Source organism: Umezawaea sp. (genome assembly GCF_036375055.1).
In the GTDB taxonomy this organism is placed as follows: domain Bacteria; phylum Actinomycetota; class Actinomycetes; order Mycobacteriales; family Pseudonocardiaceae; genus Umezawaea.
In genome coordinates this window covers 1-21,859 of sequence record NZ_DASUSQ010000015.1, presented here as the reverse complement: position 1 = coordinate 21,859, position 21,859 = coordinate 1, and the positions used below count along the sequence as shown (strand labels likewise).

Here is a 21,859-nt window from a genome sequence, read left to right as displayed (position 1 = left end):
CCCGCGGATCGTCAGGACGGGTCCGCTCGCGGTTCCCCCTCCGGGGCGATCGGCGGGTGGCCCTCGTCCGGCCCGTCGCCCGACGAGGCGGGGGGCACGTCGAGCGGTGGTCCGCTCGACGGGGCCGGGACGCCCGGCGGTGTGGTCGACGGCGCTGGATCGACCGGCGGCGCTGGATCGACCGGCGGGGCGGGGTCGGCCGACGGCGCGGGGGTGCTCGTCGTCGTGCCGGTCGCCGGGCCCGCGGGCGGCACCGGGGTCGGCGACCGCTCGCCCGGCAGCAGCACGATCGCCACCACGACGGCCGCGGCCGTGGCGAACCCGCTGCCCGCGGCGGCGGCCGCGCGCCGCCCGCGGCGGACCCGTTCGCCCGCCCGGACGACGTCGGAGACGTCGAACCCCAGGTCGGCGTCGTCGGCGGCGTGCAGCGCGCCGAACACGTCCCTCAGGTCATCTCCCCGCACCACGTCGCACCTCCATCCGAAGTTCGTCGAACCCCGGACCCAGCCGCCGCCGCAGCGCGGCCAGGCCCCGGTTGCCCTGGCTCTTCACCGTGCCCACCGAGCAGCCGAGCGCCGCCGCGGTGTCCTCCAGGCTCAGGTCGTGCCAGTACCGCAGCACCAGCACGGCGCGCTGCCGCGCGGGCACCGACCCGAGCGCCTGCCAGAGCACGATCCGCACCTCGGTGGACGGATCGGGCTCCGGCAGTTCGGGCGGATCCCCGACCAGCCGCTCCCGGCGCCAGCGGACCCGCCGCCGCTCGGTGATGAAGGTGCGGACCACGATCTGGCGCAGGTACGCGTCGAGCCCCTCCCGGCGGGCCGCCCCCGGCCCGGCCAGGTAGAGCTTGAGGAACGCCGACTGCACGACGTCCTCGGCCTCCGGGTAGTTCCCGCACAGCAGGTACGCCGTGAAGCGCATCGAGCGGGCGCTGCGGGCGAAGTGCTCGGCGAACTCGACGTTCCAGTTCAGGTCTGTCACCGCGTGGTGGTCTCCGGCTCGGGTCTCCTGGCGGCGTGGATCAGCGCTCGGCGACCGAGGGCGCGTCGACCGGGGCCGGAACGGCCCGCGGGCCTTCCGCGGGCGTCGCGGAGGGGGCTTCGTCGACCGGCGGCGTCCCGACCGACGGGAAGCCCTCGGCGGGTGCCGCGGAGGGCTGGTCTCCGACCGGGACCGCGCCGGGGACGCCCTCGGCCGGGACCGCGACGGGGGCCTCGGCGGCCGGGACCGCGACGGGGGCGTTCTCCGCCGGGACCGCGACGGGGGCTTCAGCGACCGGGTGCGGCTCCGCCCGCGGCGCCTCGGCCGGGGACGGGGTGCTCGACGACGGGACGGGACCGTTCCCGCTCACCGCGCCCGCGATGGCGGGCACGGCGATCCCGACGCCGCCGAGCACGATCGCACCGACCACCAGAACCAGACGTTTGCGCATGTTCCGCTCCTCGCGTTCGACGAGGGGCACCGGTGCGGCGCCCCCAGCCGCTCTACGCGATCGGCCCGCCCGAACGTTGCACGGGGTTTTCGCTAGCGGATCGCCGCCCGGCCGCCGGGACCGACGGGCCGCGACGACTCCTCAGCCCCGCGCTCCGCGATGTCGGCGAGCATCGCCCGGTCACCCCGCGGCACGATCCCGGCCGACCGCCGCTCCACGACGACCGGCGTGAACGCCCGCAGCACCTTGATCCGCCCGACCCAGCCGGGCACGTGGATCGCCCGCGACCGCTTGCCGATGCCCTTGACCACGGCCCTGCCCACGTCGGACACGTCGTACTTGCGGCTCGCCAGCCCCGGCAGCGCCTTGCGCATCGGGCCGAACACCGGGTGCTCGTCGGCGCCGTTGACCATGTCCGTGTCGATCCACGAGAAGTACGCGATGCCGACGTCGACGCCCAGGTGGCGTACCTCGGCGCGGAGGCTGTTCGCGAACGCCTCGACGCCCGCCTTGGCCGCCGAGTAGGCCGCGTTGCCGGGGATCTGCACGATGGCCGCCAGCGAGGACACCACCAGGCAGTAGCCGCGGCTCGCGACCAGGTGCGGCAGGCACGTCCTGACCGTCCGCCACACGCCGAGCAGGTTGACCTCGACGACCCGCTCGAACGCGGCGGGGTCGATGGAGCGGACGAACCCGGCCGACGCGATGCCCGCGTTGGCCACGACGACGTCGATGCCGCCGAAGTGCTCGACCACGCCGCCGACGGCGGTCTCCAGGGCCTGCCAGTCCGTGACGTCGGCCTCCCACGCCCGGCCGCCGCACTCGGCGGCGACGGCGGCGAGCTGCTCGCCCTCCAGGCCGACCAGCGCGAGCCTGGCCCCCTGTGCGGCCAGCCGCCGGGCCACGTCGGCGCCGATGCCCCTGGCCGCGCCGGTGATCAGGACAACCTTGCCGTTGACGTCCACGGTGACCTCCCGAAGCTGTTCCCGGAAGGCCACCGTAGCCCAACTTACCGCTAGTAAGCTACTGGCGAGTTAAACGCTCGCGTCCGTGAGCCGCTGCACCTCGGCGGGCGACAGCCGGAGGTCGAGCACGGGCAGCAGGGCGTCGAGCTGCTCGGCGTTGCGCGCGCTGGCCAGCACGGACGGCACCGTCGGCTGCGAGGTGATCCACGCCAGCGCCACCGCGCCGACCGACGTCGCCCGCGCGGCGGAGATCTCGTCCAGGGCCGCCAGGACGCGCAGACCCCGGTCGTCCAGGTACTTGGTCGCCCCGGCCGCCCTCGGGCTGTCCACGTCGACGCCAGGCCGGTACTTGCCCGTCAGGAATCCCTTCGCCAGACCCCAGTACGGCAGCGCGGACAGGCCGTTCGCCGCCACCACGTCCGCCAGCGCGCCCTCGTACGCCGATCGCGCGACCAGGCTGTACTCCGGCTGGAGCGCGACGAACCGGGCCAGGCCGTCCCGCTCGGAGACCGCCAGCGCCTCCGCGAGCCGCGCCGCGGAGAAGTTCGAGGCGGCGATCTGCCGCACCTTGCCCGCCCGGACGAGCGCGTCCAGCGCGCCCAGGTACTCCTCGGCCGGGGTCTCCTCGTCGTCGCGGTGCGCGTAGTACAGGTCGACGTGGTCGACGCCGAGGCGCTTGAGCGAGGCCTCGGCGGCGGTCGTGATCGTGGCGGCCTTGATGTTGTCCAGGCCCTTCGTCATCCCGACCTTCGTCGCGATGACGACGTCGGCGCGGTTGCCGCGCGCCGCCAGCCACCGACCGATGATCGTCTCCGACTGGCCGCCCGCGTACAGGTCCGCCGTGTCGATGAAGTTGCCGCCCGCGGCCGTGTACGCGTCCAGCACCGCGAACGACTGCTCCTCGTCCGCGGTCCACCCGAAGACGTTGCCGCCGAGCGCCAGCCGGGACACGTCCAGATCGCTGTTGCCGAGTTTCGCCATGGGTCGAACCTACTCGGAACTAAATCGCGGCGCGGCTCCGTTGTCGCAGAGGTCCGAACCCGAATCCGTGGGGAGATACCGACATGACCTTGGCGCTGGGCGACTACGGGGTGTGGAGCAGGGCGGGGCTCTGGGAGCGGGAGGGGGACGCCGCCGCCGAGCTGGAGGAACTCGGGTACGGCGCGCTGTGGCTCGGCGGGTCGCCCGGCGGCGACCTCGACGCCGTGACGGCCGTCCTGCGCACCACCCGCGCGCTGCCCGTCGCCACCGGCATCGTGAACGTCTGGTCCGAGCCCGCGGAGCGGCTGTCGGCCACCTTCCGGCGCATCGACGGCGAGCACCCCGGCCGGTTCCTGGTGGGCGTCGGCGCGAGCCACCCCGAGGCCGTCAGCCAGTACGAGAAGCCGTACGACAAGCTCGTGGGCTACCTCGACGAGCTGGACGTGCCCGTCGACCGCCGGGTCCTCGCCGCCCTCGGGCCGCGCGTCCTCAAGCTCGCCGCCGACCGCACGGCGGGCGCCCACCCGTACCTCGTGACGCCCGAGCACACCGCCACCGCCCGCGAACTCGTCGGGCCGGGCAAGCTCCTCGCGCCCGAGCAGCACGTCGTGCTGGAGACCGACCCGACCGCGGCCCGCGCGCTGGCCAGGCAGTCGATCGAGCTGTACCTCGGCCTGCGCAACTACACCGGCAACTGGCTGCGCCTCGGCTACACCGAGGACGACCTCGCCGGCGGCGGCAGCGACCGCCTGGTCGACGCGCTGGTCGCGTGGGGCTCGGTCGAGCAGGTCGTCACGAGGCTGCGCGCGCACCTCGACGCGGGTGCCGACCACGTCGCCGTGCAGCTGGTGACGGCGGACGGCGGCCACGACCGCGAGGGCTTCCGCGAACTGGCGGGCGCGCTCTTCTGACGGGAGATCCCGCGCAGGTCACCGGCAGTTTCGGCTTACTCCGATCGCCAAGTGGGCCCATGATCAACTGTATCGTTCGGGTGGGGTCGTAGGATGCCCCCTGATACGGCGTTCAGGGCACCTGAGGAGGACGACCGATGCCCATCGCAACCCCCGAGGTCTACGCCGAGATGATCAGTCGCGCGAAGGCGAACGAATTCGCCTACCCCGCGATCAACGTCACCTCGTCCGAGACGCTCAACGCGGCACTCCGCGGATTCGCCGAGGCTGAGAGCGACGGCATCATCCAGGTCTCGACCGGTGGTGCGGAGTTCGCGTCCGGCACCAAGGTCAAGGACATGGTCACCGGCGCTGTCGCACTGGCCGAGTTCGCCCACGTGGTCGCGGCGAAGTACCCCGTCAACATCGCGCTGCACACCGACCACTGCCCCAAGGACAAGCTGGACGGCTACGTCCGCCCCTTGGTCGCGATCAGCCAGGAGCGCGTCGCGCGCGGCGAGAACCCGCTGTTCCAGTCCCACATGTGGGACGGCTCCGCGGTGCCGCTCGACGAGAACCTGCAGATCGCGTCCGACCTGCTCCAGGAAGCCGTCAAGGCGAAGATCATCCTGGAGATCGAGGTCGGCGTCGTCGGCGGTGAGGAGGACGGCGTCGACAACGAGATCAACGACAAGCTCTACACGACCACCGAGGACTTCCTGAAGACGGTGGACGCGCTCGGAGCGGGCGACCGCGGGCACTACCTGCTGGCCGCCACGTTCGGCAATGTGCACGGCGTCTACAAGCCGGGCAACGTGAAGCTGCGCCCCGAGGTGCTCAAGCAGGGCCAGGACGCGGTCGCGGAGAAGCTCGGCCTCGCGGCGGGCTCCAAGCCGTTCGACCTCGTGTTCCACGGCGGCTCCGGCTCGCTGCTGGAGGAGATCCACGAGTCGCTCTCGTACGGCGTCGTGAAGATGAACATCGACACGGACACGCAGTACGCGTTCACCCGTCCGATCGTTCAGCACATGTTCACGAACTACGAGGGTGTGCTGAAGGTCGACGGCGAGGTCGGCAACAAGAAGGTGTACGACCCGCGCAGCTACCTGAAGGCGGCTGAGCAGGGCATGGGTGCGCGCATCGCGCAGGCGTGCGAGCACCTGAAGTCGTCCGGTCGCATGATCGCCGGCTGATCTGTTTTTTCGGGGACGCCCCTCGGAGCTCCGGCTCCGGGGGGCGTTGTCGTCTCCTCGGGTTCGACGTCCGACCGGATCGCCTGAGGTGGTCGGGTGTTCGGCCGACATGACCGGGGGACCCCTCGGGTGAGCCTTTGATCGGGACAAAGGGCAGCCACGAAAACCTGCCCGATCATCAATTCAAGGCAAGTCGGTCAACCAGCCACAGGGCCAGGTCCCCCACCTGCCCTTCTCGGCCCGACGAAGGGGCAGGTCGAGGGGCCCCAAGTCGAATCGACCACACCACCGCACCGGGACCCCCGCCACGCCCCAGCGAAGGCGTCAGGAAACCGCGGCCACCCTCCGCCGCGTCCAGAGGTCCACCCCCACCCAGCACGCCGCCAACACCGCGAACGTCACCGCGGCCGACGGGTACAGGATCGGCGGCGCCTCGACCCACTGCTGCTGCACCCAGATCCCCCCGTAGCCGATCCCGGTGACGGCCGCCGCCCCCAGCACCCCCGCCGAGAGCGCGGGCAGCGAGGCCGTGTGCGCGAGGTCCACGCACACCCCGACCAGCACCAGGAACAGCGGAACGGCCGAGGTCGGGAAGTCGACCCCCATCAACACCGGCCAGATCAGGCACCGGTACGCCACGTAGCCCCCGGCGACGGCGGTGGCCGCCCACCGCCTGCCGATCGTCCGGCGAGCCAGCACCAGCACCACCCCGGTGGACACCAGCCCCCACAACGGGTACACCCAGTCCGCGATCGGCAGCGCGAAGTTCAGCACCGCCGTCCGGTCCACCGGCCGCCCGATCTGGTCTGCGGCGAACTGGAGCAGGATCGGTTCGGCCTCCGGCTTCCCCGCGTCCCACGCGCCCAGCGCGATCACGCCGTACTCCTGGTGCTGGTTGGGGAACCAGGTGTTCTCCAGGAAGAACATCCACAGCGCCGCGAGCCCGAGCGTGCCCGCTCGGCCCCGCGGGTAGAACCGGAGCCAGCCGCGGATCGCGCCCGCGAGCATGATGCCGGTGCCGAGGTACAGCAGCGCGTGCGAGCCGCTCCACGACGTGATGTCCAGGCCGTTGACCCGGTGGTTGATCAGGTCGATCGGGAGCGCCACCAGGAAGACGCCGGTGCCCCACTGCATCAGGCGCAGCGCGATCCGGTCCGCGCCGTACCCGGTGAACGTGTGGAAGAGCGTCAGGCCGACCACGATCACCGTGCCGACGGTGTTGATCATGTGTGGTGGCGCGAGCTCGTCGCGCAGCCACTTGAAGTGCCAGGCGACGTCCCACGACGACCCGATCAGCTTCAGCAGCAGGCCGACCAGCCACAGCCGGTAGAGCGGCTGGGCGAGCGCCTGCGGGGTCTCGCGGCCGGGTTCGCCGCGCTCCCAGTACTGGTCGCGGAACTCCGCGACACGTCCCCTAACCCCCGTGTTCACCCCGACATGATGCGTCCCCGGTGTCCCGCGTGGAAGCGCGGTTTCCCCTGGTCTTTCCCACACGGTCCCCTAGGGGAACGCCCTGGCCTGCGCGAATGCCGATTCACGCGACCGGACGGACTATGGTCGTTGCTCCGTGCGGCCGTACCCGACGAGCCGCGGCGCTGAGAACGCGCTGAGAGTCGAGGAGATCAACATGGGTGTGAAGGTCGTCGCCGCCGTCCTCGTCTCGGCCCTGCTGCTGACGGCCGTGGCCGTGGTGGCGAGGGTCTTCCTGTCCTGACCGGGCCGGTGGGGCACGATTACCCCATGACCAACCTCCTCGGACCGGACCCGACCCTGCTGCCGGAGCGCCCGGAGGCGCAGGCCGCCTCAGACGGCGGCACCGATCCGGGCAAGATCGTCCGTGCCTACCCCGACTTCAGCGAGGCGTGGGCGCTGCTCGCGGAGCGCGCGCTCCAGGGCGGCGACCCGGTCGCCGCCTACGCCTACGCCCGCACCGGCTACCACCGCGGGCTCGACCAGCTGCGCCGCGCGGGCTGGAAGGGCTTCGGCCCGGTGCCGTGGAAGCACCGCCCGAACCAGGGCTTCCTCCGGGCGCTCGCCGCGCTGGCCCGTGCCGCCGACGAGATCGGCGAGACCGAGGAGTACGAGCGCTGCTCGAAGTTCCTCGCCGACAGCGACCCGCAGGCCCCCGCCGCACTCGGCCTGAGCTGATCGATGGGCGCGGTGCGGGCGGAGCTGGGGCGCAGGCTCCAGCGGTGGCGGCGCACCGCGCTGCCGATCCTCCAGGCGGCGCTGGCCGCCGGGCTGGCGTGGTTCGTGGCGACGACGCTGGTGGGCCACCCGCACCCGTTCTTCGCACCGATCGCGGCGGTCGTCTGCCTCGGCGTCTCGCTGGGGCAGCGGCCCCGCCGGGTGGCCGAACTGGTCGTCGGCGTCTCGGTCGGCGTCGGGGTCGGGGACGTGCTGATCTCGCAGATCGGCTCGGGCCCGTGGCAGATCGCGCTGGTCGTGGCGCTGGCGATGTCGGCGGCCGTGCTGCTCGACGGCGGCGCGGTGATCGCCCTCCAGTCCGGCTCGTCCGCTGTGCTGGTGGCGACGCTGCTGCCGCCCAGCACCAACGGCGGGCTCGACCGCATGGTGGACGCGCTGGTCGGCGGCGTCGTCGGACTGGCCGTCACGGCGCTGCTGCCCGCGAACCCGCTCACCATCGCCCACCGGCAGGGCAAGGTCGTGCTGGGCGAGCTGTCCACGGCCCTGCGCGGCATCGCGAGCGCGGTGGCCGAGCACGACTCCGTGAAGGCCGCGGGCGTGCTCGCGCAGCTGCGCGGCAGCCAGTCGGCCATCGAGGACTTCAAGGACGCGCTCGCGGCGGGCAAGGAGATCGCGACCATCGCGCCGATCCGCTGGCACCGCCGCAACGAGCTGGAGCACTACCGGGCCGCCGCCGTGCCGATCGACCTCGCGCTGCGCAACACCAGGGTGCTGGCGCGCCGGGCCCTGGCGGCGCTGAGGGACGGCGAGCGGACCCCGGACATCCTCCCCGACGTGCTGCGCCGCTACGCGGACGCCGTGGACCTCCTGAGGACCGAACTGGCCAGGGGTGAACGGCCGGAACTGGCCCGCGCGGCCGTGCGGGACGCGGCGAGCACCGCGACCACGAACGAGCTGGGCGGCGACGGGTTCTCCACCAGGGTCGTGCTGGCCCAGATCCGCTCGGTCGCCGTCGACCTGCTCCAGGCCACCGGCCTGGCGCGCGGGGAGGCGGTCGAAGCCCTGCCGCCGCTCACCCGCAAGCGGTGAGCGGCGGCAGCGCCCTCGTCAGCCCTCCGGCCGGTTCAGCACGCCCACCAGCAGCTCGTGCACGGCTGAGAGGTCTTCCGGGTCCTTGAGGGCGCAGTGGCCGCCGGTGAGGGCGTACCACTCGTCAGCGCCCTCGTAGCGCACCTCGGTGCGCACCGTCGACCCGTCCTCGGCCAGCACGGTCCGCAGTTCGAGCTCTCCGGTGATCACGCCGACGTCGTCGGTCATGATCCCGCCGGGGCCCGCGACGAACGGTGACGAGTATTCGGCCATCAGCACCTTCCGAGCATGTCCTGCAACGCGGTCTTCTCCGAGGTGTTCACGGTAAGGGCCCACTTGTGCTTCGTGCGCGTCCACATCTTGGCGTAGGTGCACCAGTACGACGTCAGCGGCGGCTTCCAGGTGGCGGGCGTCTGGTCGCCCTTCGCCTGGTTCACGTTGTCCGTCACCGCGATCAGCTGCGGCCCGCTGAGGTCGTTCGCGAACTGCTGCCGCTTGGCCGTGGTCCAGTTCCGCGCACCGGACCGCCACGCGGCGGCCAGGGGCACCACGTGGTCGATGTCCACGTCGGACGCCGCGGTCCAGGTGGCGCCGTCGTAGGGGGAGTACCAGCGGCCCGACGTGGCGGCGCAGCTGGAGTCGACCACGACGTTCGTGCCGTCGCGCTTGAGCACGGTCTCGCGGGTGTTGCAGGAACCGGAAACCGTGCTCCAGTGCGGGAAGAGGTCCCGCGAATAGCCCGTCATCGGCCCGTCGGCCGCGACGGACAGCGCCGCCAGTTCCGCTTTCGCGGTGGCGGTGCTGGGAATGCTCGGTGGTGTCGCGCTCGCCGCGGGAACGAGTCCCAGGGTGAGCGCGGCGGTAGTCAGCAATGACAGGGCCGCCACTCGGACGGCATTGTTGACCGTTGACATGATTCCGACCTTCCGCTGGGGAAATCGGAATTACTGTCGGATAATCAGACGGCCATAACAATGCTTTCGAGTGACACTCGAACGAATTACTTCGGTACTTACAACCCGCGCACCAGCCGCAGGTCCTCCGTGTGGCGGTACCAGGTCCACTTGTTCATCTGGCGGGGGTGCGCGAACCCGTCGGACGTCACCGAGGTCGGCAGGCACCCGAGTTGGAACGCCCGCCCGGCGGTCTCCTTCACCTTCTTGCCCAGCAGCCGCTTGTGGACCACCCGCACCACGAGCCCCGCGCCGCCGTCCGGGTCGGGCGTGACCTCCAGCCGCGTCGCCTGGCCGCGCAGCACGTTGTCGTCGTCGCAGTAGCCGACGCCGCGCACCGGGCTGATCACGCCGAGCCCGACGAGCACGCCGCCCGCGTCGTCGCGCAGGAACGGCACCTTGTCCGGGTCGCCGCGCAGCGCGAGGTCGAGAGCGCGCGCGGTGTCGGTCGGCAGGCCCCACAGCTCGGCCACCGCGGAGTCGGGCGACGACGGCACGTAGGCCAGTTCGACGTCCGCGACACGCTCGGACCGCAACAGCCGCAGGACGACCGCGTTGAGGTCCGCGTCGGTCCCGGCGACGACGAGACGCTGATCACCCAAATCGGACACGACGGCGTCGACATGCGCTTTTCCCGGTCGCGGGGGCACGGCGAGCACCTCGACGTCGTCACGCTCGGTGATCAATGGCGACTCTTTGTCGAGGCTGTCGTTTCCGCAGGCCAGCACGATTCCGCGCACCATCAGCTCCTGGTCTACCCTCATGCACCGGCATTGCCCTTCCCAGTCCTAACCCTTGGAGTTTCACATGCCGGCCGTCGTGCTGATCGGTGCCCAGTGGGGCGATGAGGGCAAGGGCAAGGCAACGGACCTGCTCGGAGAGCGCGTCCAGTGGGTCGTCCGCTACCAGGGCGGCAACAACGCGGGTCACACCGTGGTGCTCCCGAACGGCCAGAACTTCGCCCTGCACCTCATCCCCTCGGGCATCTTGACCCCCGGAGTGATGAACGTCATCGGCAACGGTGTCGTCGTCGACCCCGGCGTCCTGCTCGCGGAGCTCGGCGGACTGGAGGCGAAGGGCGTCGACACCGACCGCCTGCTGCTCTCCGCCGACGCGCACCTGATCATGCCGTACCACGTGGCCATCGATAAGGTCACCGAGCGGTACCTCGGCAAGGCCAAGATCGGGACGACCGGCCGGGGCATCGGCCCCTGCTACCAGGACAAGCTCGCGCGGGTCGGCGTGCGCGTGCAGGACCTGCTGGACGAGAAGATCCTGCGCCAGAAGGTCGAAGCCGCCCTGGACATCAAGAACCAGATGCTGGTCAAGGTCTACAACCGCAAGGGGCTGGAGGTCGACCAGGTCGTCGACACCGTCCTGGAGCACGGCTCCAAGTTCGCCGGTCGGATCGCCGACACGCGGCTGCTGCTGAACCAGGCCCTGGAGCGCGGCGAGACGGTCCTCCTCGAAGGGTCGCAGGGGACGCTGCTGGACGTCGACCACGGCACCTACCCGTTCGTCACGTCGAGCAACCCGACCTCCGGCGGGGCCTGCGCCGGGTCCGGCATCGGGCCCACCCGCATCACCACGGTCATCGGGATCCTCAAGGCCTACACGACCCGCGTCGGGTCCGGGCCGTTCCCGACCGAGCTGAACGACGACATGGGCGAGTACCTGCGGAAGACCGGCGGCGAGGTCGGTGTGACCACCGGGCGGAACCGCCGCACCGGGTGGTTCGACGCGGTCATCGCGCGGTACGCGGCTCGGGTCAACGGGATCACCGACTACTTCCTCACGAAGCTGGACGTGCTGTCCAGCCTGGAGAAGGTGCCGGTGTGCGTGGCCTACGAGATCGACGGCACGCGGGTGGACGAGATGCCGATGTCGCAGACGGACGTGCACCACGCCGTTCCCGTGTACGAGGAGCTGCCGGGGTGGTTCGAGGACATCAGCGGGTGTCGGAGCTTCGAGGAGCTTCCCGCGAACGCGCGGGCGTACGTGGAGTACCTGGAGCAGATCTCCGGGGCTCGGATGTCGGCGATCGGTGTTGGCCCCGGGCGGGATCAGACGATTGTTCGGCACGACATGCTCGGGTAGTTGCCGGCCGGCCCTGGGGGGTTCCCCAGGGCCGGTTTGGCTTTTCCGGGGAATCGTGGGGATCGCGTGCCGGTCCCGGCGTGGTGTGGCCGATGTGACTCGGGCCTCCTGGATTTGCCCCTTTGATCGGCCCTGTCTCGCTGTTGGGCGTGGGCTCTCAGCGGCTTGGGTGGGATGGGCAGCGTGCTGCCACCGCTTCCCGTTTCCCGTTTCCCGTTTCGTCGGCCCCCGGTTCTCGGCTTCCGGTTTCGTCGGCCCCGGTTCGCGGCTTCTCCGGCCCCCGGCCCCGGCCCCCGGTTCTCGGCTTCCGGCTTTCGGATTCCCGGCTCCTCCCGTTTTCCGCTTCCCCTTGCCGACGCCTGCCTCCTCCCCCCTCCCGCCCCCGGAATGCTCGTAGTCCGAGCTATATCACTCTTCGGGACGGGTGTGTTCATGCGTTGACATTGTGTTGCCCTGCACCAAAACTCGGGGTCATGAGTGGGCGCGAGGTTCTGGTTGCTCGCCTGCACGTCGATCTTCGGCGGCAGGCCAGCGCTATCTGTTGAGCGTGCTGATCACCGCGTTGTCCTTCGGGCGTTGAGGCCCGTCCCCCTTTTGGTCACCGCTGGGAGAAATCGTGTCGATTTCCGCCGCGGGTGTACTCGCGCGCCCTGATGACGACAAAGGCCTGGTGCGCTCCACCCCGAGAACGCGAAAGCGTCGCCTGCCCGATCTTCGCCGATGGATCAGTCCGATAGCGCTCGTCGTGGTCTGGCAGGTCGCCAGCGCGGGCGGTGTGCTGCCGCCCGACAAGCTCGCTTCGCCGTTGACCGTGTTCGACTCCGCTGTCGGGCTGGTCGCCGACGGCCAGCTCGGCAGTGCCTTCCTCGTGTCCATGAGCCGGGTGCTGGGTGGGTTCGCGATCGGCGCGGCCGTCGGTGTCGTGCTCGGCCTGCTGTCCGGGCTGTCCCGGTGGGGTGAGCGGATCTTCGACCCGCCGGTGCAGATGTTGCGCACGTTGCCCCACCTGGGGCTGATCCCGTTGTTCATCCTGTGGTTCGGCATCGGTGAGCAGCCGAAGCTGGCGCTGGTCGCGGCGGGTGTCGCGTTCCCGCTCTACCTCAACCTGCACGCGGGCATCCGGCAGACCGACCCCGGACTGCTGGAGGCCAGCCGTGTCCTCGGCTACACCGGTCTCGAACGGGTGCTGCACGTGGTGCTCCCGTCGGCGTTGCCGCAAACGCTGGTGGGACTGCGGATCTCGCTCGGGGCGGCCTGGTTGTCGTTGATCGTGGCCGAGCAGGTCAACGCCGACGCGGGCATCGGTTACCTGATCAACAACGCGCGGGAGTTCCTGCGCACCGACGTGGTCGTGGTCGGCCTGCTCGTCTACGCCCTGCTCGGACTGGCGACCGACGCGCTGGTGCGCGCACTGGAGAGGAGGGTGCTCCGGTGGCAAGCGCGGTGAGCGTTCGGGGCCTGGTCAAGGCGTTCGGTGAACGCCGGGTGCTGGACCGGGTCGACCTGGACATCGCGCCCGGCGAGTTCGTGGCGCTGCTGGGGCGCAGCGGGTCGGGGAAGTCGACGCTGCTGCGCATCCTGGCGGGCCTGGACACCGACGTCGACGGCGCGTTCGAGGTGCCCGGCACGGTGTCCGTGGCGTTCCAGCAGCCCCGGCTGCTGCCGTGGCGGCGGGTGTGGCGCAACGTGTCCCTCGGCCTGCGAGGGGTGGACGGTCGGGCCGTGGCCGAGAAGGCGTTGGGCGAGGTCCGGTTGGCCGACCACGCCGACGCGTGGCCGCTGACGCTGTCGGGCGGTGAGGCCCAGCGGGTGTCGCTGGCCCGCGCGCTGGTCCGCGAGCCGGACGTGCTGCTGCTGGACGAGCCGTTCGGGGCGCTGGACGCGTTGACCAGGCTCGCGATGCACCACCTCGTGGACCAGTTGTGGCGCGAGCACCGGCCCGCGGTGCTGCTCGTGACCCACGACGTGGACGAGGCGCTGCTGCTGGCCGACCGGATCCTCGTGCTCGACGAGGGCCGGATCGTGGCCGAGCACCACGTCCGCCTCACCAGGCCGCGCCGTCGTGCGTCCTTCGTAGACCTTCGAACCAGGGTGCTGGCCGATTTGGGAGTCGATGATGTCGAAGCCGCGTAGGAACCTGCTGGTCGGTGCGCTCACGGCGGTGCTGCTGGCGGCGTGCGGGACGCAGGCCACCACGTCGAGCACCGTGCCCGCCCCGGTCGGCCCCGAGGAGCTGGCGAAGGTGGTGCTGAAGGTCGGCGACCAGAAGGGCGGGGCGAAGTCGCTGCTCACGGCCGCGAACCTGCTCGCCGACGCGCCCTACGAGATCGAGTGGGCGACGTTCACCTCCGGGCCGCCGCTGCTGGAGGCCGCGTCCGCCGGGGCGATCGACATCGGCGCGGTCGGCAACACGCCGCCGATCTTCGCCGCCGCCGCGAACGCGAAGATCGCCGCGGTGTCGGTGATCAAGGGCGACGTGAGCAGCGACGCGTTCCTCGTGCCCGGCGACTCGCCGATCAAAGACGTCGCCGAGCTCAAGGGCAAGAACGTCGCCGTCGCCAAGGGCAGTTCCGCGCACGGGCAGGTGCTGCTGACGCTGCGCGGGGCAGGTCTGTCCACGAAGGACGTCAACCTGAACTTCCTCCAGCCGTCGGACGCCTACGCCGCGTTCACGCAGAAGCGGGTCGACGCGTGGGCCGTGTGGGACCCCTACACCGCGCAGGCGCAGCAGGAGGCGGGCGCTCGGGTGATCGCCGACGGCACCGGAACGGCCAACGGCTACGGGTTCCAGGTCGCGGGCACCGCGGCGCTCGGCGACGCGGGCAAGAACGCGGCGATCAAGGACTACGTGGTCCGCTACGCGAAGGCCAGGCTGTGGGCCGACTCGCACCGCGAGGAGTGGGCGACGGCGTGGGCCGCGGAGACCGGGCTGAAGATCGAGGTCGCGCGGGCCGCGGTCGACCGCGCGGGCGACCTGCCCGTCGCCCTGGACGACGCGGTCGTGAAGTCCGAGCAGGACCTGGCGGACGCGTTCACCGAGGACAGGACACTGCCCGGCAAGGTGGACTTCGCGAAGTTCGTCGACCGCCGGTTCGAAGCCGACCTGAAAGCCGCCAGCGGAGGCAACTCATGAGCGTGACACTGCACTGGTTCCTGCCGACCTCCGGTGACGGGCGGACGATCGTCGAGCGGTTCCACGCGAACCGCACCCAGGGCGCGCCCGCGCGGCGGGAGGCCGACATCGACTACCTGGCGCAGGTCGCCCGCGCCGCCGAGGCGAACGGCTTCGTCGGCGTGCTCACGCCGACCGGCACGTGGTGCGAGGACGCGTGGCTGACGACCGCCGCGCTCATCGCCGAGACGAAGACCCTGAAGTTCCTGGTGGCGTTCCGGCCCGGCGTCGTCTCGCCGACGCTGGCCGCGCAGATGGCGTCGACCTACCAGCGGATCTCCGGGGGGCGGCTGCTGCTCAACGTCGTGACCGGCGGCGACGCGGTCGAGCAGCAGCGGTTCGGCGACTGGCACGACCACGACCAGCGCTACGCGCGCACCGACGAGTTCCTGCACGTCGTGCGCGGCGCGTGGACCGGGCAGCCGTTCGACTTCTCCGGCGAGCACTACCGGGTGGCGGGCGCGACCGTGCTGGCACCGCCGAACCCGACGCCGCGGATCTACTTCGGCGGCTCGTCCGAGGCCGCCCTCCCGGTCGCGGCCCGGCACGCCGACGTGTACCTGACGTGGGGCGAGCCGCCCGCCGCGGTGGCCGAGAAGATCGGCCGCGTGCGGGCACTGGCACAGGCGCGGGGACGGACGGTCCGGTTCGGCGTCCGGTTGCACACGATCAGCCGCGACACGTCCGCGGAGGCGTGGCTGGAGGCGGCGAAGCTGCTGGACGCGCTCGACCCCGAGCAGGTGCGGAAGGCCCAGTCGCAGCTCGGTGCGAGCCAGTCCGTCGGCCAGCAGCGGATGGTCGCGCTGCACGGCGGCGACCTCAGCGCGGGCGTGCGCGGACTGGAGGTCCACCCCGGCCTGTGGGCGGGCATCGGACTCGTGCGCGGAGGTGCGGGCACGGCGCTGGTCGGCAGCCACAGCGAGGTCGCGGACCTGATCGAGGAGTACCACGCGATCGGGGTCGAGGAGTTCGTGCTGTCGGGCTACCCGCACCTGGAGGAGGCGTACTGGTTCGGCGAAGGCGTCCGGCCGGAGTTGGCCGCCCGCGGTCTCCTGGCAGGGCAGGAGGAGCTGGTCACCGCCGGATGAGGGAGAGGTGGCCTCCCCCGCCGCCGCGGGGGAGGCCACCGGCCTTCAGGTCATCCGCGGACGGCGGCGCGCGCCTCCACGGCGGTGTCGGAGTTGTCGCTGAAGAGGCCGTCGATGCCCGTGGCGAAGAACGCCGAGTACTCGTCGAACGCGCGGCCGTACGCCGCCGGGTCGGTCGAGGAGCGGAAGTCGGCGGGCAGGAACGTGTTCTCGTTGCGGAAGGTGAACGGGTGCACGAGCAGGTCCACCGCGTGCGCGTCCCGGACGAGGCTCGTCGGCGCGAGCAGGAAGCCCGCCGCGTCGCGCGGGATGATCCGGTCCTTCGAGGGGCCGATGCCGTCGGCGTAGGACGCGACCTCCTCCAGCCCCGCAGGCTTCACCAGGTCGTCGTAGGTGCGCCGGTCGCCCGCCCTGGTGAAGTCGTAGGGGGCGCCGGTCGCGTTGACCAGCTGCACGATCGGCACGCGCAGCGACCTGTTCAGCGTCTTGAGGTTCGCCACCTCGAACGACTGCACGAACACCTTGGCGTCCCGCCGGTTCAGGCCGTTGCGGTTGAGCGCCTCCACCAGCTTCGGCTCCAGCGCGAGCCCGATGTCCTGGAAGTAGGTGGGGTGCTTGGTCTCCGGGTAGATGCCGACGTCCCGCCGCAGCTCCTTGGACAGCCGCCGCTGGAGGTCGACCACCTCCTGGAAGGTGGCGATCTCGTACCGGCCGTCGTAGAGGGTGTTGCGCGGCCTGGTCTGCGGGATGCGCTCCTCCGCGCGCAGCGTCTTCAGCTCGGCGAGGGTGAAGTCCTCGGTGAACCAGCCGGTCAGCGCCACGCCGTCGATGGTCTTCGTCGTCTTGCGCGCGGCGAACTCCGGGCGGTCGGCGACGTCCGTCGTCCCGCCGATCTCGTTCTCGTGCCTGGTCACGAGCTTGCCGTCCTTGGTGGAGACCAGGTCCGGCTCGAAGTAGTCCGCGCCCATCCGCACGGCCAGCTCGTAGGACGCCAGCGTGTGCTCGGGCCGGTAGCCCGACGCGCCGCGGTGCCCGATCACCAGCGGGCCGCTCGGCCGCGACCACTGCTCGGCGCGCTGGTCGGCTTCCTGCGGGGCGGCGGACGCGGTGGGCAGCACCGCGATCCCGACGAGTGCGAGGGCGGTGAGCACCGCCCCGGCCAAAACGGAACGCGCCATGGTCGTGGACCTCCTGGTGCCGGAACGGGACGGCCGGAGCCTCGTTGCCCGCGGCGTCGTCCCGACCACCGTAGGAGGAACCGGTGGCCACGTCGTGGTGAACAGCGGGAACCGGTCCCGCGGCGGTGCGGCTCCCCCCGGACGCGGCTCGCGCGGCACCCGGAGCGGGTCAGGCTGTTGCTGTGAGCGCGGTCACGGGTACGGTCATGCCCTGCTGATCGACATCGGGGGTGTCCATGGCCGGTCCCGTCGAGCGCGTCAGCTCGTCACCGGACGAGCGCCCCGACGTCGCCGAACTGGTCGCCGAGCACGACGAGGAGCGGCCGTCGCGCAGGCTGGGCACGCGCTGGGAGCTGGGCGTGTGGATCGCCGCCCTGGTCGTGGCGCTGCTGGTGCTCAAGCAGGTGTTCGACCCGTTCAGCAAGGGCAACCAGTACTACCTGGTGGTGTTCCTCGGCCTGACGCTGCCGCTGGTGTTCCTGAGCTACCGGCCGTGGCGCTCGGCCCCCGACGACCCCGGCCCGCTGGACTGGGTGCTCGCGCTGGTCGCGCTCGTGGTCGGCCTCTACCCGGTGCTCGGCGGCTACGACGCGTTCCTGGACCGCCAGGGCCAGCTCTCGACGCTGGACGTCGTCGCGGGCGCGCTGCTGCTGCTGCTCGTGCTGGAGGCGTGCAGGCGCACCACCGGCCTGGTGCTGCCCGCCGTCTGCCTGGTGTTCCTCGCCTACGCCTACTACGGCGGCTTCCTGCCGCAGGGCTGGTCGGTCGCCCACGCGGGCATCGACTTCAGCCAGATCGTCAACGCGCTCTACAACGACGCCAGCGGCTTCTTCGGCACCCCGCTGGACGTCGCCGCGACCTACATCGTGCTGTTCACGATCTACGGCGCCGTCCTGGAGTCCTCCGGAGCGGGCAAGTTCTTCGTCGACATCAGCTTCGCCGCGTTCCGCAGGTCGCGCACCGCGCCCGGCCGCACCGCCGCGCTGTCCGGGTTCCTGCTCGGCACGGTCTCCGGCTCGGGCACGGCCACCACCGTCAGCCTCGGCGCGGTGACGTGGCCGATGCTGCGCAAGGCCGGGTACCCCCGCGAGAACGCGGGCGGGCTGCTGGCCGCCTCCGGCATCGGCGCGATCCTGTCGCCGCCGACCCTCGGCGCGGCGGCGTTCATCATCGCCGAGTACCTCCAGACGTCGTACCTGGACGTCCTGCTGTGGGCGATGGTGCCGACGCTGCTGTACTACCTGGGCATCGTGCTCGCCGTGGAGGCCGACGCCCGCCGGTTCGGCGCGAAACCGGTCGCCGTCGACTCGCCGAGCGCGTGGAGGCTGCTGCTGCGCGGCGGCTACCACTTCCTGTCGCTCGGCGTCATCGTGCTGTTCCTGGCGCTGGACATCCCGCCGTTCGCCGCCGTCGTCTACGCCAGCGGCGTCGCCGCGCTGTTCGCGCTGATCAGCCGCTGGCGGTCGCGCGAGGACGGGTGGCTCCTGGCGTGGGTGCGCTCCGTCGCCGACTCGCTGGCGACCGGCGTGCGCGGCGCGCTGCCGGTGATCGCGGTCTGCGCGGCGGCCGGGATCATCACGTCCACCATCACCAAGACCGGCCTCGGCCAGGTGCTCGCCTCGGCACTGGTCGACGCGGCCCGCTCGGTGTCGTCGAACCCCACCGTCGTGCTGGCGCTGACCGTCGTGTTCGCGGCCGTCGCCGTCGGCGTGCTCGGCCTCGCGGTGCCCGTGACGGCGTCGTTCATCATCTCGTGGGTCGTGATCGGGCCCGCGCTCGCCGACCTCGGCGTCGCCGCGCCGGAACGCGCGATGTTCATCTTCTACTACGCCGTGCTGTCCGAGGTGACACCGCCGACGGCGCTCGCCGCGGTGGCCGCCGCCGCGATCACCGGCGGCGCGGTGGTGAAGACCATGTGGCAGACGTGGAAGTACACGCTGCCCGCGTTCCTCGTGCCCCTCGCGTTCGTGCTGACCGACAACGGCTCCGCCCTGCTGCTCCAGCGCTCCTGGCTGGACGGGCTGTGGGTGACCGCCGTGTCGGCGCTCGGCGTCGCCGCGCTCGCGGTCGTCACCGGCGGCTGGCTCATCAGCCGCGCGGGCCTGCCGGAGCGGCTGCTCTGCGTGCCCGCGGCGCTGCTCTTGCTCTACCTTCAGCCGATCACCGTCGCCGTCGGGACCGGTTTCCTGGCTGTCGCGGTGGTCGTGCACCTCGTGTTGCGGAAGGGGAGGACCCAGGATGCGTAGCTGGATGCTCAAGGTCGCCGTCGGGACGATCGCGGTCGGACTGGTCGCCGCGGGCTGCGGCGGCAAGCGGGACGCCATTCCCTCCGCCGCCTCCGGGGGGTCGTGCGAGGCGGCCGAGGGTCGCATCACCATCGCGACCGGCAACGCGGGCGGCGTGTACTTCGTCGTCGGCGGCGGGCTGGCGCAGGTGATCAGCGCCAACACGAAGCTCAAGGCCACCGCCGCCGAGACCGGCGCGTCCGTGCAGAACATCCAGCAGCTCGTCGCGGGCGACTACGACGTGGCGTTCTCGTTGGCCGACACCGCGGCGGACGCCGTGAACGGCAAGGACGCGTTCGACGGGAAGCCGCAGAAGATCCAGGCGCTGACCCGGCTCTACCCGAACTACACGCAGGTGCTCGTGCGCACCGACAGCGGCATCAACAGCATCGCCGACATGCGCGGCAAGCGGATCTCCACCGGCTCGCCCAAGTCCGGCACCGAGGTGATCGCCAACCGGCTGCTGACCGCGGCGGGCCTCGACCCGGCGGTCGACGTGCAGGCGCAGCGGCTCGACCTCACCAAGACCGCCGACGGCATGAAGGACGGCAGCGTCGACGGCCTCGTCTGGTCCGGCGGGCTGCCCACCGCCCAGATGACGGACATCACGACGTCGTTGAAGGACAAGGTGAAGCTGATCGACATCAGCGGCCAGCTCGACGCGCTGAAGAAGATCAACCCGGTCTACGACGTCGCCCCGATCCCCGCCGCCACCTACGGCATGGCGGCCGACGTGAAGACCATCGTCGTGCCCAACGTGCTGCTCGTCCGCGAGGACTTCCCGGCAGCCAACGCGTGCGCCCTCACGACACTGCTCTACGACAAGAAGGCCGACCTGGAGAAGGTCCACCCGGCCGCCAAGGACATCGCGAAGGACAGGGCCGCCGAGACCTCGCCGGTGCCCCTGCACCCCGGCTCGAAGCAGGCACTGGAGGGGTAGCCCGGTTAGTCAACTACGCTGCTCCATCGTGCGTGTCCTGGTCATCGGGTCTGGCGCCCGTGAACATGCCCTTGTCCTCGCTCTGGCGAAGGACCCCGAGGTGATCGCGCTTGCCTGCGCACCGGCGAATGCCGGGATAGCGGGGCTGGCCGAGGTCTACGGGGTCGACGTCGGCGACGCCGGGGCCGTAGCCGCCCTGGCCAAGGAGTGGAACGCCGACCTCGTCGTGGTCGGCCCCGAACAGCCCCTCGTGGCGGGCGCGGCCGATGCCGTGCGCGCGGCGGGCGTACCGTGCTTCGGCCCGTCGAAGGACGCGGCCCGCATCGAGGGCTCCAAGGCGTTCGCGAAGGACGTGATGAACGCCGCGGGCGTTCCCACGGCCACGAGCGAGGTCGTCGACACCTCCGCCCGCCTCGACTCGGCGCTGAACCGGTTCGGCCCGCGCTGGGTCGTGAAGGACGACGGCCTGGCCGCGGGCAAGGGCGTCGTCGTCACCAGCGACCGCGCCGTGGCCCGCGCCCACGCCATGACCCTGCTCGAAGGCGGCCACCCCGTCCTCCTGGAATCCTTCCTGGACGGTCCCGAGGTCTCCCTCTTCTGCCTCACCGACGGCACCACCGTCGTCCCCCTGCTGCCCGCGCAGGACTTCAAGCGCGTGGGCGACGGCGACGCGGGCCCCAACACCGGCGGCATGGGCGCCTACGCGCCCCTCCCGTGGGCGGGCCCCGACCTCGTCGACACCATCGTGTCCACCTGCGTCCAGCCCGTCGTCGACGAACTCCGCGCCAGGGGCAACCCCTTCACCGGCCTCCTCTACGCGGGCCTCGCCATGACCTCCACCGGCCCCCAGGTCATCGAGTTCAACTGCCGCTTCGGCGACCCCGAGACCCAGTCGGTCGTCTCACTGCTCCGCACCCCCCTCGCAGGCCTCTTCCTGGCCGCCGCGAAGGGCGAGCTGGCCGCCCACCCGGCCCTGGAGTGGGCCGACGGCTACGCCGTCACGGTCGTCATCGCGGCCGAGGGCTACCCCGGCAGGCCCCGCACCGGCGACGTCATCGGCGGCGCCGAGGCCGAGGGCGTCCTGCACGCGGGCACCCGCCGCCGCGAGGACGGCGCGGTCGTCTCCACGGGCGGCCGGGTCCTCTCCGTGGTCGGCACCGGCGCCTCGCTGGCCGACGCCCGCACCGACGCGTACACCCGCGTGGCTGGCGTGCACCTGACCGGCTCCCACCACCGCACCGACATCGCCCTGAAGGCCGCGAACGGCGAGATCGAAACCCCCTGACCCCGTCGCCGGTGGGTGGCGGACGACACGGGGTTCCGTGGAACCGCCCGTGGCCGGGGTTCGTCCAACCACAGGTGCGTCTCACGCCGGCGTTGGTAGCCTGCGAAACGAGACCGGACCGTCACCGACCGTACGGGGGTAGGACGACGTGGCACAGGAGAAC

At 71.6% G+C, this 21,859-nt stretch carries 24 protein-coding genes; 14 read left to right on the top strand and 10 right to left on the bottom strand.

The window, feature by feature from the left end; translation table 11 throughout:
- Positions 1–11: 11 nt before the first annotated feature.
- From VFZ92_RS05290 to VFZ92_RS05270, 5 genes are all read right to left on the bottom strand, one after another.
- Entirely contained in the window at positions 12–467 is a 456-nt protein-coding gene (locus tag VFZ92_RS05290) for a hypothetical protein (RefSeq protein ID WP_330874600.1), read from the bottom strand.
- Entirely contained in the window at positions 451–972 is a 522-nt protein-coding gene (locus tag VFZ92_RS05285) for a SigE family RNA polymerase sigma factor (RefSeq protein ID WP_330874661.1), read from the bottom strand. Before VFZ92_RS05285 ends, VFZ92_RS05290 begins: the two co-directional genes overlap by 17 nt.
- Positions 973–1,021: 49 nt before the next feature.
- Positions 1,022–1,432, bottom strand: coding sequence for a hypothetical protein (locus tag VFZ92_RS05280; RefSeq protein WP_330874598.1), 411 nt, complete (start codon positions 1,430–1,432; stop codon positions 1,022–1,024).
- Positions 1,433–1,524: 92 nt separating this feature from the next.
- On the bottom strand, positions 1,525–2,430 hold the full coding sequence (locus tag VFZ92_RS05275; protein ID WP_330874596.1) for an SDR family oxidoreductase: 906 nt from the start codon (positions 2,428–2,430) through the stop codon (positions 1,525–1,527).
- Between the two features lie 36 nt (positions 2,431–2,466).
- Positions 2,467–3,378, bottom strand: coding sequence for an aldo/keto reductase (locus VFZ92_RS05270; RefSeq protein WP_330874594.1), 912 nt, complete (start codon positions 3,376–3,378; stop codon positions 2,467–2,469).
- An 83-nt stretch (positions 3,379–3,461) separates the two neighbouring features.
- Here VFZ92_RS05270 and VFZ92_RS05265 point away from each other — a divergent pair, with 83 nt between their 5' ends.
- Both VFZ92_RS05265 and fbaA read left to right on the top strand, forming a co-directional pair.
- A complete protein-coding gene (locus tag VFZ92_RS05265) occupies positions 3,462–4,289 on the top strand; it encodes an LLM class F420-dependent oxidoreductase (RefSeq protein ID WP_330874592.1) in 828 nt (275 codons plus the stop codon).
- Positions 4,290–4,426: 137 nt separating this feature from the next.
- Entirely contained in the window at positions 4,427–5,461 is a 1,035-nt protein-coding gene (gene fbaA, locus VFZ92_RS05260) for a class II fructose-bisphosphate aldolase (RefSeq protein ID WP_330874590.1), read from the top strand.
- A 324-nt stretch (positions 5,462–5,785) separates the two neighbouring features.
- Here fbaA and VFZ92_RS05255 read toward each other — a convergent pair whose 3' ends face one another.
- Positions 5,786–6,892 carry a hypothetical protein gene (locus tag VFZ92_RS05255; RefSeq protein WP_330874588.1) on the bottom strand — a complete coding sequence of 369 codons (1,107 nt, stop codon included), beginning with the start codon at positions 6,890–6,892 and terminating at the stop codon, positions 5,786–5,788.
- 136 nt (positions 6,893–7,028) lie between these two features.
- Here VFZ92_RS05255 and VFZ92_RS05250 point away from each other — a divergent pair, with 136 nt between their 5' ends.
- The 3 genes from VFZ92_RS05250 to VFZ92_RS05240 are packed head-to-tail and all read left to right on the top strand — an operon-like array spanning position 7,029 to position 8,698.
- A complete protein-coding gene (locus tag VFZ92_RS05250; RefSeq protein WP_330874586.1) occupies positions 7,029–7,175 on the top strand; it encodes a hypothetical protein in 147 nt (48 codons plus the stop codon).
- Positions 7,176–7,201: 26 nt separating this feature from the next.
- Positions 7,202–7,609, top strand: coding sequence for a DUF3151 domain-containing protein (locus tag VFZ92_RS05245; RefSeq protein WP_330874585.1), 408 nt, complete (start codon positions 7,202–7,204; stop codon positions 7,607–7,609).
- A gap of 3 nt (positions 7,610–7,612) precedes the next feature.
- Positions 7,613–8,698, top strand: a complete 1,086-nt coding sequence (locus VFZ92_RS05240) for an FUSC family protein (protein WP_330874584.1) — start codon at positions 7,613–7,615, stop codon at positions 8,696–8,698.
- An 18-nt stretch (positions 8,699–8,716) separates the two neighbouring features.
- Here the strand turns inward: VFZ92_RS05240 and VFZ92_RS05235 are convergent, their stop codons facing one another.
- From VFZ92_RS05235 to VFZ92_RS05225, 3 genes are all read right to left on the bottom strand, one after another.
- Positions 8,717–8,971, bottom strand: a complete 255-nt coding sequence (locus VFZ92_RS05235; protein ID WP_330874583.1) for a hypothetical protein — start codon at positions 8,969–8,971, stop codon at positions 8,717–8,719.
- A complete protein-coding gene (locus tag VFZ92_RS05230) occupies positions 8,971–9,612 on the bottom strand; it encodes an HNH endonuclease family protein (protein WP_330874582.1) in 642 nt (213 codons plus the stop codon). Before VFZ92_RS05230 ends, VFZ92_RS05235 begins: the two co-directional genes overlap by 1 nt.
- 98 nt (positions 9,613–9,710) lie before the next feature.
- Positions 9,711–10,394 carry a hypothetical protein gene (locus tag VFZ92_RS05225; protein WP_330874660.1) on the bottom strand — a complete coding sequence of 228 codons (684 nt, stop codon included), beginning with the start codon at positions 10,392–10,394 and terminating at the stop codon, positions 9,711–9,713.
- Between the two features lie 64 nt (positions 10,395–10,458).
- Here VFZ92_RS05225 and VFZ92_RS05220 point away from each other — a divergent pair, with 64 nt between their 5' ends.
- From VFZ92_RS05220 to VFZ92_RS05200, 6 genes are all read left to right on the top strand, one after another.
- Positions 10,459–11,748, top strand: a complete 1,290-nt coding sequence (locus VFZ92_RS05220) for an adenylosuccinate synthase (protein ID WP_330874581.1) — start codon at positions 10,459–10,461, stop codon at positions 11,746–11,748.
- A 473-nt stretch (positions 11,749–12,221) separates the two neighbouring features.
- Positions 12,222–12,293 (top strand): putative leader peptide, encoded by a 72-nt coding sequence (locus VFZ92_RS42400; protein WP_414719818.1) that lies wholly within the window; start codon positions 12,222–12,224, stop codon positions 12,291–12,293.
- Between the two features lie 71 nt (positions 12,294–12,364).
- The gene (locus VFZ92_RS05215) at positions 12,365–13,195 is read left to right on the top strand and encodes an ABC transporter permease (protein WP_414719816.1); all 831 of its coding nucleotides are present in this window, start codon (positions 12,365–12,367) and stop codon (positions 13,193–13,195) included.
- The gene (locus VFZ92_RS05210) at positions 13,180–13,881 is read left to right on the top strand and encodes an ABC transporter ATP-binding protein (protein ID WP_330874580.1); all 702 of its coding nucleotides are present in this window, start codon (positions 13,180–13,182) and stop codon (positions 13,879–13,881) included. Before VFZ92_RS05215 ends, VFZ92_RS05210 begins: the two co-directional genes overlap by 16 nt.
- The gene (locus tag VFZ92_RS05205; protein ID WP_330874579.1) at positions 13,865–14,881 is read left to right on the top strand and encodes an ABC transporter substrate-binding protein; all 1,017 of its coding nucleotides are present in this window, start codon (positions 13,865–13,867) and stop codon (positions 14,879–14,881) included. The genes VFZ92_RS05210 and VFZ92_RS05205 overlap by 17 nt, the downstream gene beginning before the upstream one ends.
- Complete coding sequence (locus VFZ92_RS05200; RefSeq protein WP_330874578.1) at positions 14,878–16,008, top strand: LLM class flavin-dependent oxidoreductase; 1,131 nt, start codon at positions 14,878–14,880, stop codon at positions 16,006–16,008. The genes VFZ92_RS05205 and VFZ92_RS05200 overlap by 4 nt, the downstream gene beginning before the upstream one ends.
- 50 nt (positions 16,009–16,058) lie before the next feature.
- On the opposite strand, the gene VFZ92_RS05195 is transcribed toward VFZ92_RS05200, so the two are convergent.
- Positions 16,059–17,186: a glycerophosphodiester phosphodiesterase gene (locus VFZ92_RS05195; RefSeq protein WP_330874576.1), complete on the bottom strand. Its 1,128-nt coding sequence runs from the start codon at positions 17,184–17,186 to the stop codon at positions 16,059–16,061.
- Between the two features lie 236 nt (positions 17,187–17,422).
- Here VFZ92_RS05195 and VFZ92_RS05190 point away from each other — a divergent pair, with 236 nt between their 5' ends.
- From VFZ92_RS05190 to purD, 3 genes are read left to right on the top strand one after another with little or no spacing between them, the layout of a single operon-like run.
- The gene (locus VFZ92_RS05190; protein WP_330874574.1) at positions 17,423–19,432 is read left to right on the top strand and encodes a TRAP transporter fused permease subunit; all 2,010 of its coding nucleotides are present in this window, start codon (positions 17,423–17,425) and stop codon (positions 19,430–19,432) included.
- Positions 19,425–20,411 carry a TAXI family TRAP transporter solute-binding subunit gene (locus VFZ92_RS05185; RefSeq protein ID WP_330874572.1) on the top strand — a complete coding sequence of 329 codons (987 nt, stop codon included), beginning with the start codon at positions 19,425–19,427 and terminating at the stop codon, positions 20,409–20,411. The genes VFZ92_RS05190 and VFZ92_RS05185 overlap by 8 nt, the downstream gene beginning before the upstream one ends.
- A 28-nt stretch (positions 20,412–20,439) precedes the next feature.
- Positions 20,440–21,696 carry a phosphoribosylamine--glycine ligase gene (gene purD, locus VFZ92_RS05180; protein WP_330874570.1) on the top strand — a complete coding sequence of 419 codons (1,257 nt, stop codon included), beginning with the start codon at positions 20,440–20,442 and terminating at the stop codon, positions 21,694–21,696.
- The last annotated feature ends 163 nt before the right edge of the window (positions 21,697–21,859 follow it).

Coding starts and splice junctions, on each gene's coding strand:
- VFZ92_RS05280 (WP_330874598.1), bottom strand. CDS start 1,432: ATGCGCAAACGTCTGGTTCTGGTGGTCGGTGCGATCGTGCTCGGCGGC.
- VFZ92_RS05270 (WP_330874594.1), bottom strand. CDS start 3,378: ATGGCGAAACTCGGCAACAGCGATCTGGACGTGTCCCGGCTGGCGCTC.
- VFZ92_RS05265 (WP_330874592.1), top strand. CDS start 3,462: ATGACCTTGGCGCTGGGCGACTACGGGGTGTGGAGCAGGGCGGGGCTC.
- fbaA (WP_330874590.1), top strand. CDS start 4,427: ATGCCCATCGCAACCCCCGAGGTCTACGCCGAGATGATCAGTCGCGCG.
- VFZ92_RS05245 (WP_330874585.1), top strand. CDS start 7,202: ATGACCAACCTCCTCGGACCGGACCCGACCCTGCTGCCGGAGCGCCCG.
- VFZ92_RS05240 (WP_330874584.1), top strand. CDS start 7,613: ATGGGCGCGGTGCGGGCGGAGCTGGGGCGCAGGCTCCAGCGGTGGCGG.
- VFZ92_RS05235 (WP_330874583.1), bottom strand. CDS start 8,971: ATGGCCGAATACTCGTCACCGTTCGTCGCGGGCCCCGGCGGGATCATG.
- VFZ92_RS05230 (WP_330874582.1), bottom strand. CDS start 9,612: ATGTCAACGGTCAACAATGCCGTCCGAGTGGCGGCCCTGTCATTGCTG.
- VFZ92_RS05225 (WP_330874660.1), bottom strand. CDS start 10,394: ATGGTGCGCGGAATCGTGCTGGCCTGCGGAAACGACAGCCTCGACAAA.
- VFZ92_RS05220 (WP_330874581.1), top strand. CDS start 10,459: ATGCCGGCCGTCGTGCTGATCGGTGCCCAGTGGGGCGATGAGGGCAAG.
- VFZ92_RS05205 (WP_330874579.1), top strand. CDS start 13,865: ATGTCGAAGCCGCGTAGGAACCTGCTGGTCGGTGCGCTCACGGCGGTG.
- VFZ92_RS05200 (WP_330874578.1), top strand. CDS start 14,878: ATGAGCGTGACACTGCACTGGTTCCTGCCGACCTCCGGTGACGGGCGG.
- VFZ92_RS05195 (WP_330874576.1), bottom strand. CDS start 17,186: ATGGCGCGTTCCGTTTTGGCCGGGGCGGTGCTCACCGCCCTCGCACTC.
- VFZ92_RS05190 (WP_330874574.1), top strand. CDS start 17,423: ATGGCCGGTCCCGTCGAGCGCGTCAGCTCGTCACCGGACGAGCGCCCC.
- VFZ92_RS05185 (WP_330874572.1), top strand. CDS start 19,425: ATGCGTAGCTGGATGCTCAAGGTCGCCGTCGGGACGATCGCGGTCGGA.